Source organism: Saccharothrix sabaoui, from assembly GCF_051756985.1.
GTDB lineage: Bacteria > Actinomycetota > Actinomycetes > Mycobacteriales > Pseudonocardiaceae > Actinosynnema.
In genome coordinates this window covers 18,825-31,380 of sequence record NZ_JBPKJK010000107.1, presented here as the reverse complement: position 1 = coordinate 31,380, position 12,556 = coordinate 18,825, and the positions used below count along the sequence as shown (strand labels likewise).

Below are 12,556 nucleotides of genomic sequence, written 5' to 3'. Positions count from 1 at the left end.
GGAGGAGGACCAGCTTGCCGGTGGTGGCGCGGGACTCCAGCAGCTCGTGGGCACGGGCGGCGTCGGCCAGCGGTAGCGCCTCGCCGAGCACCGGCCGCAGCCCCGACGTGAGCGCCCGGCGCACGTTGTCGGGGGTGATCGGGATGCCGAAGCCGAGCACGGCGACGCCCTTGCGGAACGCGTCGGCCGCGGTCACGTCCAGCGGCCCGCCGGCGAAGCCGAACACGGCGAACCGGCCCGTGCGGTCGCGCAGCAGCTCGAACGACTCCTTCGCGACCGCGCCGCCCGTCGAGGAGAACACCACGTCGACCGGCTCGACCCCGGCCGACCAGCCCGGCTCGCCGTAGTCCACGACCTCGTGCGCGCCCAGCTCGCGCGCCAGCGCCAGCTTGGCCCCGCCGCGCGCGGCGGCCACGACGGTCGCGCCCGCCCGTGCGGCGAGCTGCACGAGCAGGCTGCCCACCCCGCCGGCCGCGGCCTCGACCAGCGCCCGTTCGCCCGCGGCGAGCCGGACCGCGTCCACGGCCGCCACGGCCGTCGCGCCCTGGAGGAACAGCGCCAGCGCCTCGTGGTCGGACAGGTCGTCGGGCACCTCGGCGGAGTCCTCGGGCAGCACCGCCCGCTCGGCGTAGCCGTTGCCCAGGGCGAACCCGATCAGCCGCCGGCCGTCGTCGGTCACGCCGACCACCTCGCCGCCGAGCGGGCCGGGGCGCGACTCGACCCAGGGCGCGACGCGCGCGGTGGCGCCGGACCGCAGGAGCGTCTCGCCGTAGTTGACCCCCACCGCGGTGACCCTGACCGGCACCTCGCCCGGCCCCGCCTCCGGTTCGGGCACCTCCTCGACCCGGAGCACGTCCGCCGGACCGAACTCGTGGAACCGCACTGCGCGCACGACGACCTCCTCGACTGAAACGGACTTTCGGTCCGTTTCCTGTCGGCTACGATACGGACTGCCGGTCCGCTTTTGTCAAGGGAGGTTCCCGATGCGGAAGGACGCCGAGCGCAACCACGCCGCGGTCCTCGCCGCCGCCGCCCGGCTGATCACCGAGCGCGGGCTCGACTTCGCCATGGACGAGGTGGCCGTCGAGGCCGGTGTCGGCAAGGGCACGGTGTTCCGCAGGTTCGGCGACCGCGAGGGGCTCGTGCGGGCCGTGGCCGAGCGCGGCGCGGAGCGGTGGCTGGAGCAGTCGCGCGCCCTGGTGGCCGCCGACCACCTGCCCGCGGGGGAGAGGGTGATCACGTTCGTCGCCACCCTGTTCGACCACGTGATGGCCTCCCTGCCCCTCGTCGTGGCCCTGGAGCGGGAGTCCGCGCACGACACCTCGTGCGACGGCGCCTACCTCACCACGCACGCCCGCCTGGCGGCGTTGATCACGCAGGTCAGGCCCGGTGCGGACGTCGAGCTCGCGGCCCACGCGCTGCTCGCCCAACTGCGCGGCGACGTGCTGCACCACCTGGTCCACCGGTGCGGTCTGGGCGTCGACCGCGTCCGGTCGGGTGTGATCGCGGTCGCGCGCGCGGCGCTGGTCGGGGACTTGGAGCCGGCCGGCCGAGGTGCGACGATGCCTGGGCTGTAGGGGTGCGCGAGGAAGCCGGTGCGAATCCGGCACGGTCCCGCCACTGTGACCGGTTCACCCCGGGAGTCAGGAACTCGACCCCCGAGTGATCGTTCACCGGACACGGGCGTGGACACCCGAGGAAGGACACCGCCGCATGGGCGCGCGTTTCCCCTTTTCCGCTGTCGTCGGCCACGACGACCTCCGCACGGCACTGCTGCTCAACGCCGTGCACCCCGCCATCGGCGGGGTGCTCGTCCGAGGCGAGAAGGGGACCGCGAAGTCGACCGTGGTCCGCGCCCTCGCCGCGCTGCTGCCCGAGCTGGACGTCGTCCCGGGCTGCCGCTTCGGCTGCGACCCGGCGGCCCCGGCGGACTGCCCCGACGGGCCGCACGGCCCCGGCGCCGAGCGCCGGCCCGCCCGCCTGGTCGAACTGCCGGTCGGCGCCACCGAGGACCGCCTGATCGGCTCGCTGGACCTGGAGCGCGCCCTCACCGAGGGCGTGCGCGCCTACCAGCCCGGCCTGCTGGCCGCCGCGCACCGGGGCGTGCTCTACGTGGACGAGGTCAACCTGCTGCACGACCACCTCGTTGACCTGCTGCTCGACGCCGCCGCCATGGGCCGCGCGCACGTCGAGCGCGAGGGCGTGTCCGTTTCGCACGCCGCGTCGTTCCTGCTCGTGGGCACGATGAACCCGGAGGAGGGCGAGCTGCGCCCGCAGCTGCTGGACCGCTTCGGCCTGACCGTCTCGGTGCGGGCCTCCCGCGACGTGGCGACGCGCACCGAGGTCGTGCGCCGCCGGCTCGCCTACGAGGCCGACCCGGACGGCTTCGCCGCCCGCTGGGAGGGCGAGGACGCCGCGCTGGCCGCGCGGATCGTGGCCGCCCGGTCGCGGCTGGCGTCGGTGGCGCTGCCGGACGCCGAGCTGCGCCGCATCGCGGGCATCTGCGCCGCGTTCGAGGTGGACGGGATGCGCGCCGACCTCGTCGTCGCCCGCACGGCCACCGCGCACGCCGCCTGGCGCGGCGCGGACGAGGTGGGGGAGCGGGACGTGGAGGCCGCCGTCCGGCTCGCGCTGCCGCACCGCAAGCGCCGCGACCCGTTCGACGAGCCCGGGTTGGAGGAGGAGCAGCTCGACGACGCGCTCCGCCAGGGCGAGGAGGCCGCGCGCGAACCGGAGCCCGGGGGCCCGGACGACGACGGCCCCGACGGAGGTCCCGACGACGGCGGCCCCGACGACGGTCCCGACGGCGGCCCCGGCGACGACGGCGGAGGCCCGGGAGCACCCGGCGACACCCCCGAGTCCACTTCGGACGGTGAGTCGCGCGGTAGGGGTGCCACCGAGCGCTCGCACACGCCCGCGCCCGCGTTCCGCGCCCGCCTGCTCCAGGTGCCCGGCGTCGGCGAGGGCGCCCCCGGCAGGCGTTCCCGGGCCCGCGCCCGCACCGGCCGCGTCGTCCGGCCGTCCACCGCGGACGGGTCGGGGCTGCACCTGGTCGGCACGCTCGGCGCGGCGGCCCCGCACCAGGCCGCCCGCGGTCGCACCGGACCCGGCCTGGAGCTGCGCGGCGAGGACCTGAGGCGGTCCGTGCGCGAGGGCCGCGAGGGCAACCTCGTGCTGTTCGTGGTCGACACCTCCGGCTCGATGGCCGCCCGGCAGCGGATGTCCGCCGTCAGCGGCGCGGTCATCTCCCTGCTGCGCGACGCCTACCAGCGGCGCGACAAGGTCGGCGTGGTCACCTTCCGCGGCCGGGAGGCGCAGGTCGCGCTGCCCCCGACGAACTCGGTCGACGCCGCCGCCGCGCGCCTGCGCGCCCTGCGCACCGGTGGCCGCACCCCGCTCGCCGACGGCCTGCTGCGCGCCCGCCGCGTGCTGGAGGTCGAACGCGTCCGCGACCCGCGCCGCCGACCGCTGCTGGTGCTGCTCACCGACGGCCGCGCCACGGCGAGCGGCACGGGCGGCGACCCGCTGCGCGACGCCCTGCGCGCGGCCGGGCTGCTGGCCGCCGACGGCGTCGCCTCGGTGGTCGTGGACTGCGAGGCCGGGCACGTCAGGCTCGGCCTGGCCGCCAGGGTCGCCGGCGCGCTGGGCGCCGCGTGCCTGCGCCTGGAGGAACTGTCCGCCGACCAGGTCGCCGGCGTCGTGCGCGCCGTGCGCGCCGCCTGAAGGGGGAACGGGAATGCCGCAGGGACAGCCGTCCGTCGTCCCCGCCGACGGGCTCACCACCAGGCAGCGCCGCAACCGGCCCCTCGTCGTGCTGCACACCGGCGAGATGAAGGGCAAGTCCACCGCCGCCTTCGGCCTCGCGCTGCGCGGCTGGAACCAGGGGTGGTCCATCGGGGTCTTCCAGTTCGTGAAGTCCGCCAGGTGGAAGGTCGGCGAGGAGTCGGCGTTCCGCGCCCTGGGCCGGCTGCACGAGGAGACCGGCGAGGGCGGCCCCGTCGAGTGGCACAAGATGGGCGAGGGCTGGTCCTGGACCCGCAAGCAGGGCACCGAGGACGACCACGCCGAGGCCGCCCGCGAGGGCTGGCGCGAGATCGCCCGCCGCCTCGCCGAGGGCCGGCACGGCCTGTACGTGCTCGACGAGTTCACCTACCCGCTGCACTGGGGCTGGGTCGACGTGGACGAGGTCGTGGCGGCGCTGCGCGACCGGCCCGGCCACCAGCACGTCGTCATCACCGGCCGGTACGCCCCCGCCGCGCTCGTCGAGGCCGCGGACCTGGTGGTGGAGATGACCAAGGTCAAGCACCCCATGGACGCGGGCCAGAAGGGCCAGAAGGGGATCGAGTGGTGAACCGGCTCGTCATCGCCGCCCCCGCCTCGGGCAGCGGCAAGACGACCGTGGCCACCGGCCTGATGGCGGCGCTGCGGCGGGCCGGCGACCGGGTCGCGCCGTTCAAGGTGGGCCCCGACTACATCGACCCCGGCTACCACTCGGTCGCCACCGGCCGGCCGGGCCGCAACCTCGACGCGGTCATGGTCGGCGAGCACCGGGTGGCGAGCCTGTTCGCGCACGGCTCGCGCGGCTGCGACATCGCCGTCGTCGAGGGCGTGATGGGCCTGTTCGACGGGCGGGTGGACACCGAGGGCGTCGGGTCCACCGCGCACGTCGCCAAGCTGCTGTCCGCGCCCGTGCTGTTCGTGGTGGACGCGCGCGGCCAGAGCCGCAGCCTCGCCGCCCTGCTGCACGGGTTCCGCGGCTACGACCCGACCGTGCGGCTGGGCGGCGTGGTGCTCAACCAGGTCGGCTCCGCGCGGCACGAGCAGGTGCTGCGGCAGGCGTGCGCCGAGGTGGGGCTGGAGGTGCTGGGCGTGCTGCCGCGCGACGACGCCTTCGCGCTCCCGTCCCGCCACCTGGGCCTGGTCACGGCCGCCGAGCACGGCCGGGCGGCGGTCGACGCGGTGGCCGCCATCGCCGACGCCGTCGCCCGGCACGTCGACCTCGACGGCGTGCGCGCCCTCGCCGCGCGGGCACCCGCGCTCGCCGTGCCGCCCTGGGACCCGTCCGCCGAGGTCGAACCGGTCGACGGCGGCCCCGTGGTCGCCGTCGCGGGCGGCGCCGCGTTCACCTTCGGCTACGCCGAGCACGTCGAGCTGCTCGCGGCGGCCGGCGCGGACGTCGTCGTGGTCGACCCGCTGCGCGACGAGGCCCTGCCCGCCGGCACGGCGGGGCTCGTGCTGCCCGGCGGGTTCCCCGAGCAGCACGCGGCGGAGCTGTCGGCCAACGAGCCGCTGCGCGCCGCCGTCACCGCCCTGGCCAGGTCGGGCGCGCCGGTGCACGCCGAGTGCGGCGGCCTGCTGTACCTGGCGAAGTCCCTGGACGGCGTGCCGATGTGCGGGGTGGTCGACGCCGACGGCGCGATGACGGCCCGGCTCACCCTGGGCTACCGCGACGCCGTCGCGCCGCACGACTCGGTGCTCGGCCGCGAGGGCTCCCGGGTCACCGGCCACGAGTTCCACCGCACCGCGCTGAGCGTGCCGCACGGGGCGAAGCCCGCCTGGCGGTGGCGCGGCCACGACCTGCGCCCGGTGGCCGAGGGGTTCGTGCTCGGCGGGGTGCACGCGTCGTACCTGCACACGCACCCGGCGTCCGCGCCGGGGGCCGTGGCCCGCTTCGCGCGGGCCTGCGCGGTCGCGGCGCCGCGCCCCGAGGCCACTCGTCCGTGGTGACCCCCCGCGCGGTACGGTCCTTGCCCACCAAGACGAACACCTCGTGGGGAGCAGTTGTGATGACTGGTCGGGTCACCTTCGTGGGCGCCGGTCCCGGCGCCGCCGATCTCATCACCGTGCGCGGGGCGAAGCGGATAGCCGAGGCCGACGTGGTGGTCTGGTCGCCCGCGGTGGTCGAGGCGGAGGCGGTGCGCGAGCACGCCCGCCCGGACGCCGAGCTGGTCGACTTCTCCCGCGTGCCGGAGCCCGAGGTCGTCGAGGTGTACCGGCGGGCCGCGGCGGGCAAGCTGCGGGTCGTGCGGCTGCACGCGGGCGACCCGTCGCTGTGGGGCGGCCTGCGCGAGCAGCAGGACACCTGCCGGCGGCTCGGCCTGGACACCGAGGTCGTGCCCGGCGTGTCGCAGGTCTCCGCCGCGGCGGCGGTCGTCGGCCGCGAGCTGACCACCTCGGACGTCGCCCAGTCGCTCGTGCTCGCGGGCCCCGAGACCGCCGAGCACGTCAAGGACTTCGCCGCGCACGGCACCACGATGGCGATCTCCGCCTCCGGGGCCCGCGCCGGTCAGCTCGTCGAGCAGCTGCGCGCCGGCGGGTACGCCGACGACACGCCGGTCGTGGTGGCCTACAAGGTGTCCCTGCCGGACGAGACGGTCGCGCAGACCACGCTCGGCGGGCTGGAGGCGTGCGTGAAGGAGCACAAGCTCTACCGCACCACGCTGTTCCTGGTGGGCGAGGTGCTGGCGCCGCCGCCGGCGCGCCGCCGGTCCCCGTCCGTCGAGGGCGACGAGCCGGTGCGCCGCTCGAAGTGGTCCCGGCGCGCCCAGCGCCCGGCGGGCGAGTCGCCGTCGGCCGCCGCCGCCTGGTCGGTGGTGCACGACTGGCAGGAGGCCGCGCGCACCAAGCGCGCCGGCCGGTCCGCGCCGGAGACCGGGGCCCCGGTGCTGGAGCTGGTCGCCGACGGCGCCGGTCCCGACACCACCGGTCCCGACACCACCGGTGACACCGGGGACACCGCTCCCGAGGGGACGGCACCCGGCGAGGACACCGCCGGCGAGGACACCGCCGGCGGGACCCCGGCCGGTGAGGCCGAGGCGTCCGCCGAGCCCAGGCCGAAGACCGTGGTGGCCGCGGCGACCAGGTCGAAGCAGGTGGGCGTGCGGGCGAGCACCACGCCGCGCAGGTCGGCCGCGGCGCGGGCCAAGAAGAGCAAGCGCGCCACCTGACGTGGACGTCGTCGCGCTGCACGAGTTCGTCACCGGGGCCGGTCGGTCCTGGGACGAGGTGGTCGTGGTGGACGCCGCCGCGGTCGGGGAGCGGCACGCGGTGAACGTGTGCCGGGCCAGGCCCGCCGTGGTGGTGTCCGGCGCGGACCCGGCCGCGCTGGCGCGCGACCTCGCCGGGTGGCGCCGCACGCTGGTCGTCCGGTCCGCCGCCGGTCTGTCCACAGTGGATCCGGCGGACGCGGTGGTGCGCCGCTGGGAGGAGCCCGGCCCGGTCCTGTGCCTGGCGGAGAGCGCCTTCGCGCCCTCGCCCGGCGGGTGGGCGCTGCCCGACGACGACTTCGCGCACCGCGACGGCATGGTCGCCGCGGCCGAGGTGCGCGCGCTGGTGCTGGCCCGGCTCGCCCCGCGCCCCGGCGTGCTGGTGTGGGACGTCGGCGCGGGACCCGGCGCGGTCGGCGTCGAGTGCGCCCGCCTCGGCGCGGCCGTCGTCGCCGTGGAGCGCGACCCCGTGCAGTGCGTGCGGATCATCGCCAACGCCTCCGCGCACGGCGTGGACGTGCGGGTGGTGGAGGCCGAGCTGGCGGAGGCGGGCGAGCTGCCCGCGCCCGACGCGGTGTTCGTGGGCGGCGGCGGCGCGGACGCGGTCCGCCACGTCGCCCGCTCCGGCGCGCGGCGGGTCGTGGTGGCCACCCCCGACCTGGACCGCGTCGTGCCGTCCCGGGACGCGCTGCTCGACGCGGGCTACGAGGTCGGGGGCAGCCAGCTCTCCGCGGCCCGGCTCACCGGTGGCGTGCTGCTGGCCACCAACCCGGTGACCGTCCTGTGGGGCACGAAGAAGGACACCGCGCCGCGGTTCGGCGCGGGCGACGGGAGGACGACGGCGTGATCGGCGTGTTCGCCGCGGGCGAGGCGGGGCGGCGGGCCGCCGCCGACCTGGCCGGCCTGCTCGGCCCGGACGCGGTGCTGCCCGACGGCCCGGTGGGGCCCGCCCTGCGCGCCCTGTGGCCCCGGCTGGGCGCGGCGGTGTTCTTCCTCGGCACGGAGGCCGCCGTGCGCCTGGTGGCGCCGCTGCTGCGCGACGAGCGGTCCGACCCCGGCGTGGTCTGCGTCGACGCCGGGTACGCGGTGTCGCTGCTGGGCGGCGCGGACGCGCTGGCCGAACGGGTCGCCGACGTGCTGGGCCTGCGGGCCGTGGTGACCTCCGCCTCGGCGGGCTCGCCGCTGGACGAGCTGGTGGAGCTGCTGGACGCCACCGCGGACGGCGACCTGGCCGGGTGCGGCGAGGCCCTGCGGCGCGGCGAGCCCGTGCTGCTGCTCAACCCGCTCGGCTTCCCGCTGCCCGCGCTGCCGGACAACGTGGTGCACCGCGGCCACGCGACCGGCTGGACCGTGCTGGTGGACGACCGCGTCCCGGAGGGGCCGCCGAAGGAGCGCGTGGTGCGGATCGTGCCGCGCACCCTCGTCGTCGGCGTCGGCTCCGGCACGGGCGTGCCGGCGTCGGCGGTGTCGGCCGCGCTGGCCCGGCTGGAGGAGGACGAGGGGCTGGACCTGCGCGCGGTCCGCGCGTTCGCCACCCTGGACCGCAAGGTCGCCGAGCAGGGCATCGCCGACGCCCTGGAGGACTGGGGCTTCTGGCACGGCTCGACCACCGCGCCGCTGCTGTCCTACCCGGGCGAGGAGCTGGCGGTCGTCCCGGTGCCGAACCCGGCGGAGCTGGCCATCGGCATCCCCAGCGTGGCCGAGGCGGCGGCGCTGCGCGGCGCGGTCGAGCTGTCCGCCGGCGGCCGGGTGGAGATCGCCGCGGAGAAGGCCAAGGGCGACGGCGTCACGGTGGCCGCCGCGCGCGTGCTGCCGCGCGGCCGGCTGGCCCTGGTGGGCCTCGGGCCGGGCGGCGCGGACGACCGCACGCCGCGCGCCGAGGCCGAGCTGCGGCGGGCGTCGGTCGTGGTGGGCAGCGAGGAGTGCGTGGCGCAGGTGCGGCACCTGCTGCGGCCGGGCACCCGGGTGCGGGCCGACGGCGCGGTGGCGCTGGCCGAGTCCGGCGCGGCGGTGGCGTTCGTCGGGCCCGGGCGGGGGCCGGTTGTTGCGGGCACGGTACACGCGGATGTCGTTCGCGTGACAGGCGTCGGCAGTCAACTGTGAAGCCGCGCGCAGCCTCCTAAAGGTGGTTGTCGGCCCTGCCCGCTTGGTCCTAGGCAGGGAGGAGCGCGCCACCCGGCGCGTCCCTGCACGGAAGGACCGACATGGCGAAAACCCTGCATCGCCTGATCACCGCCCTGGCCGCGGCCGTCGCGGCCGTGGCCCTGATGACCGTCGCGCCCGCGAACGCGCAGACCTCGGACGACGTCTCGCCGTTCATCGTCGGCGGGTCCCGGGTGTCGACCAGCACCTACCCGTGGGTGGTGTACCTGGCCACGTCCTCCGGCGGCCAGTTCTGCGGCGGCACGCTGGTGGGCGCCACCAAGGTCGTCACCGCCGCGCACTGCGTGAGCGGTCGCTCGGCGTCCAGCACCCGCGTGGTGCACCGCCGCGACGACAAGCAGAGCACGGCGGGCACCGTGGCCACGGTCAGCCGGATCTGGGTGCACCCGAGCTACCGCACCGCCACCTCGGGCTACGACGTGGCCGTGCTGACCCTGGGCACCAGCCTGCCGTCGCCGTACCTGCCGCTGGCCACGCCGTCCGACACGGCGCTGTACGCGGCGGGCACCAACGCCACCATCCTCGGCTGGGGCACCACCTCCTCGGGCGGCTCGGCGTCGCGCTACCTGCTCGGCGCCACCGTGCCGCTGACCTCGGACGCCACCTGCCGCACGGCGTACGGGTCGAGCTACATCGCCACCGCGATGGTGTGCGCCGGCTTCCCGCAGGGCGGCGTGGACACCTGCCAGGGCGACTCCGGCGGCCCGCTCGTCGCGGGCGGCAAGCTGATCGGCGCCACCTCGTGGGGCCGCGGCTGCGCCGGCGCCGGCTACCCCGGTGTGTACGCCCGGATCGCCACGTACCACTCGACGATCACGGCCCAGCTGTAACCCGTCACCACCGCACGACGACGTGCCCACGTCCGGGTGAGGTCCCGGACGTGGGCACGTCCCGCGTGTTCCATCGGGGACATGCGCTCCCCGCTCACGACTGTCCTGGTGATGGCCGCCCTGGTGACGGCCGCCCTCCCCGCCGCGGCGGGTGCCGCGCCGGCCGAGCCCGAGGGCCTGCACTCGTGCGGCACGTCGGTGAACGAGACCGTCGGCACCGGCTGGTGCAGCGGGCACGGCACGTTCCGGCTCGTCGTCGCCTGCGACGACAACCGGTTCTCCCGCAGCCCGTGGACCACGATCTCCGGCGGCAAGCGCACGATCGGCGCGTCGTGCACCGGCCCGGCGAAGGCGGTGGGCGCCGAGATCGAGGAGGAGTAGCCGTCCCACCTGCTGGTGATGTGGAGCACGCACGTTGGACAGGGCATGTCTGGTGTGGATGCTTCTACCCATGCACGGTGAACAGCACTACCTCGTGGGCCTGGACCTGACCGGACGGAGGGTCGTCGTCGTGGGCGGCGGCACGGTCGCCCAGCGGCGCCTGCCCCGCCTGGTCGCGGCGGGCGCCCGGGTCGAGGTGATCTCGCCCGAGGTGACCCCGGCGGTCCAGGGCCTCGTGGACGGCGGAGAGGCCGTCTGGCACGCCCGCCCCTACGCCGACGGCGACCTGGACGGCGCCTGGTACGTGCTGGCCTGCACCTCCGACCCCGAGGTCAACGCGCGGATCACCGCGGACGCCGAGCAGCGGCGGGTGTTCTGCGTGCGCGCGGACGTCGCCGTGAAGGGCACCGCCGTGACCCCCGCCGCGGGCGAGCACGACGGCCTGCTGGTGGGCGTCCTCGCGGGCGGTCAGCACCGGCGCTCGGCGGGCGTGCGGGACGGCCTGCTCGCGGCCCTGCGCGACGGCTCGATCGCCGACCACCACGACCAGCCGGCCGGGGTGGCCCTGGTCGGCGGCGGCCCCGGCGACCCCGAGCTGATCACGGTGCGCGGGCGGCGGCTGCTGGCCCGCGCGGACGTCGTGGTCGCCGACCGGCTCGCGCCGCGCGAGCTGCTCGACGAGCTGCCGCCGCACGTGGAGGTCGTCGACGCGGCCAAGATCCCCTACGGCCGGGCGGCCAGCCAGGACTTCATCAACACCACGCTCGTCGAGCACGCCAAGGCGGGCAAGTTCGTGGTGCGGCTCAAGGGCGGCGACCCGTACGTGTTCGGCCGCGGCTTCGAGGAGCTGATCGCGTGCGCCGAGGCGGGCGTGCCGGTCACCGTCGTGCCGGGCGTGACCAGCGCGTTCGGCGTGCCCGCGCTGGCCGACGTGCCGGTGACGCACCGCGGGGTGGCGCACGAGGTCGTGGTCGTGTCCGGCCACGTCGCCCCGGACGACCCGCGCTCGCTGGTCGACTGGGACGCGCTGGCGCGGCTGCGCGGCACCGTCGTGATCCTGATGGGCGTGGAGCGGGCGGGGGCGTTCGCGGCGGCCCTGCGCGCCGGGCGGCCCGGCGACACCCCGGTGTCGGTCGTCCAGGAGGGCGGCACCCGCACCCAGAAGGTCGTGCGGTCCACCCTGGACTCGGTGGCCGAGGACATCGCCGGGCACGGCATCCGCCCGCCCGCGATCATCGTGGTGGGACCGGTAGCGGGGCTCGCCGCGGAGCTGCCGTTCCGCTCCTGAGCGACCACACCACCCCGGCGGCGACGAGCAGGGCCAGCGCGGCGAGCGCGACCAGCGTCTCCCCGCCGGGGTGGACGAGCGGTTCGCCGCGCAGCGCCTGCCGGGTGAGCACGGCGAACAGCCCGGTCCAGCCCAGCACGGTCACCGCGACCAGCCGCGTGCGCGTCCGCTCGGCCACGCCGAGGGCGATGAGCCCGACCGCGACCAGCACGACCACCTGGAGGCCGTGCATCCCGACGAAGTGCGGCACGCGCAGGTCGCCGCCCGTGGTGCTCCACCCGGTGAACGGCATCCCCGGGCCGCCGTCGACCACGCCCACCGAGTGCCCGCCCGACAGCTCGACGACGCGGCCCGCCGCGTCGGTGGTGGTGCGCTTGCCCGCCGCGAACATCAGGTAGCCGCTGAACATGCCCGCCGTCGCCAGCCACAGGCCGCCGCGCACGGCCCACCGCACGTCCGGCGTGGCGAACCGCTGGAACGACAGCACCACCGCCAGCGCCGCGTTCGCCAGGAACATCACCGGGATCGTGGTGGAGAAACCGAACCCCACCAGCCGGTTGTAGGCGTCGTCGGACAGGTTGTAGTGGCTGAACGTGCCGCGCACCGCCTGCATCACCACCAGGCCCACGTCGAAGAGCAGGATCACCACCGCCGCCGTGGCCAGCCCCGACGTCCACCGCCTGCCCCGGTGCGGCAGCGACAGCATCCACGACAGCGTCGCCGCGTACACCGCCAGCGCCAGCGCGAACTTGAGCGGCTTCACCCACAGCGGCGCCCCGTCCAGCAGCCGCCCGTCCACCACCGCCGCCACCGCGAAGGCGACGGCGAACACCCCCATCACCGCGGCCGACCACAGGGTCGGGCGGTGCCAGTTCCTCGTCATGGCAGCAGCCTCCCCGGCGGGGACC

12 protein-coding genes and 1 riboswitch are annotated in these 12,556 nt (G+C 76.7%); of the genes, 10 read left to right on the top strand and 2 right to left on the bottom strand.

All coding sequences use genetic code 11. From position 1 onward, the window contains the following. The coding region (locus ACR807_RS27995; RefSeq protein ID WP_438924421.1) for a quinone oxidoreductase family protein at positions 1 to 892 on the bottom strand (892 nt) is incomplete at its 3' end. A gap of 91 nt (positions 893 to 983) precedes the next feature. Between ACR807_RS27995 and ACR807_RS27990 the strand changes: the two genes are divergently transcribed. The 10 genes from ACR807_RS27990 to cobA all read left to right on the top strand — a co-directional run bounded on the left by ACR807_RS27990 (position 984) and on the right by cobA (position 11,648). Beyond that, on the top strand, positions 984 to 1,577 hold the full coding sequence (locus ACR807_RS27990) for a TetR/AcrR family transcriptional regulator (protein WP_438924420.1): 594 nt from the start codon (positions 984 to 986) through the stop codon (positions 1,575 to 1,577). Between the two features lie 8 nt (positions 1,578 to 1,585). Then, positions 1,586 to 1,653: riboswitch (cobalamin riboswitch) on the top strand. A gap of 60 nt (positions 1,654 to 1,713) precedes the next feature. Further along, positions 1,714 to 3,723, top strand: a complete 2,010-nt coding sequence (locus ACR807_RS27985) for a putative cobaltochelatase (protein WP_438924419.1) — start codon at positions 1,714 to 1,716, stop codon at positions 3,721 to 3,723. A 13-nt stretch (positions 3,724 to 3,736) separates the two neighbouring features. After that, complete coding sequence (gene cobO, locus ACR807_RS27980) at positions 3,737 to 4,351, top strand: cob(I)yrinic acid a,c-diamide adenosyltransferase (RefSeq protein ID WP_438924418.1); 615 nt, start codon at positions 3,737 to 3,739, stop codon at positions 4,349 to 4,351. Then, positions 4,348 to 5,727: a cobyrinic acid a,c-diamide synthase CobB gene (locus ACR807_RS27975; protein WP_438924417.1), complete on the top strand. Its 1,380-nt coding sequence runs from the start codon at positions 4,348 to 4,350 to the stop codon at positions 5,725 to 5,727. Before cobO ends, ACR807_RS27975 begins: the two co-directional genes overlap by 4 nt. A gap of 59 nt (positions 5,728 to 5,786) precedes the next feature. Then, positions 5,787 to 6,947 (top strand): cobalt-precorrin-4/precorrin-4 C(11)-methyltransferase, encoded by a 1,161-nt coding sequence (locus ACR807_RS27970; RefSeq protein WP_438924416.1) that lies wholly within the window; start codon positions 5,787 to 5,789, stop codon positions 6,945 to 6,947. A 1-nt stretch (position 6,948) separates the two neighbouring features. Continuing rightward, positions 6,949 to 7,833, top strand: a complete 885-nt coding sequence (locus ACR807_RS27965; protein WP_438924415.1) for a bifunctional cobalt-precorrin-7 (C(5))-methyltransferase/cobalt-precorrin-6B (C(15))-methyltransferase — start codon at positions 6,949 to 6,951, stop codon at positions 7,831 to 7,833. Next, positions 7,830 to 9,089, top strand: coding sequence for a cobalamin biosynthesis protein (locus ACR807_RS27960; protein WP_438924414.1), 1,260 nt, complete (start codon positions 7,830 to 7,832; stop codon positions 9,087 to 9,089). The genes ACR807_RS27965 and ACR807_RS27960 overlap by 4 nt, the downstream gene beginning before the upstream one ends. Before the next feature lie 101 nt (positions 9,090 to 9,190). After that, positions 9,191 to 9,979: a S1 family peptidase gene (locus ACR807_RS27955; protein WP_438924413.1), complete on the top strand. Its 789-nt coding sequence runs from the start codon at positions 9,191 to 9,193 to the stop codon at positions 9,977 to 9,979. Between the two features lie 81 nt (positions 9,980 to 10,060). Beyond that, positions 10,061 to 10,360, top strand: coding sequence for a hypothetical protein (locus tag ACR807_RS27950; RefSeq protein ID WP_438924412.1), 300 nt, complete (start codon positions 10,061 to 10,063; stop codon positions 10,358 to 10,360). Between the two features lie 70 nt (positions 10,361 to 10,430). Then, on the top strand, positions 10,431 to 11,648 hold the full coding sequence (cobA, locus tag ACR807_RS27945; RefSeq protein WP_438924411.1) for a uroporphyrinogen-III C-methyltransferase: 1,218 nt from the start codon (positions 10,431 to 10,433) through the stop codon (positions 11,646 to 11,648). On the opposite strand, the gene ACR807_RS27940 is transcribed toward cobA, so the two are convergent. Then, positions 11,593 to 12,531 carry a hypothetical protein gene (locus tag ACR807_RS27940; RefSeq protein WP_438924410.1) on the bottom strand — a complete coding sequence of 313 codons (939 nt, stop codon included), beginning with the start codon at positions 12,529 to 12,531 and terminating at the stop codon, positions 11,593 to 11,595. The two genes, cobA and ACR807_RS27940, sit on opposite strands and share 56 nt — an antisense overlap. Positions 12,532 to 12,556: the final 25 nt, after the last annotated feature.

Excerpts from the sequence above, each read along its gene's own strand:
- ACR807_RS27990 (WP_438924420.1), top strand. The coding sequence starts at position 984 with ATGCGGAAGGACGCCGAGCGCAACCACGCCGCGGTCCTCGCCGCCGCC.
- ACR807_RS27985 (WP_438924419.1), top strand. The coding sequence starts at position 1,714 with ATGGGCGCGCGTTTCCCCTTTTCCGCTGTCGTCGGCCACGACGACCTC.
- cobO (WP_438924418.1), top strand. The coding sequence starts at position 3,737 with ATGCCGCAGGGACAGCCGTCCGTCGTCCCCGCCGACGGGCTCACCACC.
- ACR807_RS27970 (WP_438924416.1), top strand. The coding sequence starts at position 5,787 with ATGACTGGTCGGGTCACCTTCGTGGGCGCCGGTCCCGGCGCCGCCGAT.
- ACR807_RS27955 (WP_438924413.1), top strand. The coding sequence starts at position 9,191 with ATGGCGAAAACCCTGCATCGCCTGATCACCGCCCTGGCCGCGGCCGTC.
- ACR807_RS27950 (WP_438924412.1), top strand. The coding sequence starts at position 10,061 with ATGCGCTCCCCGCTCACGACTGTCCTGGTGATGGCCGCCCTGGTGACG.
- cobA (WP_438924411.1), top strand. The coding sequence starts at position 10,431 with ATGCACGGTGAACAGCACTACCTCGTGGGCCTGGACCTGACCGGACGG.
- ACR807_RS27940 (WP_438924410.1), bottom strand. The coding sequence starts at position 12,531 with ATGACGAGGAACTGGCACCGCCCGACCCTGTGGTCGGCCGCGGTGATG.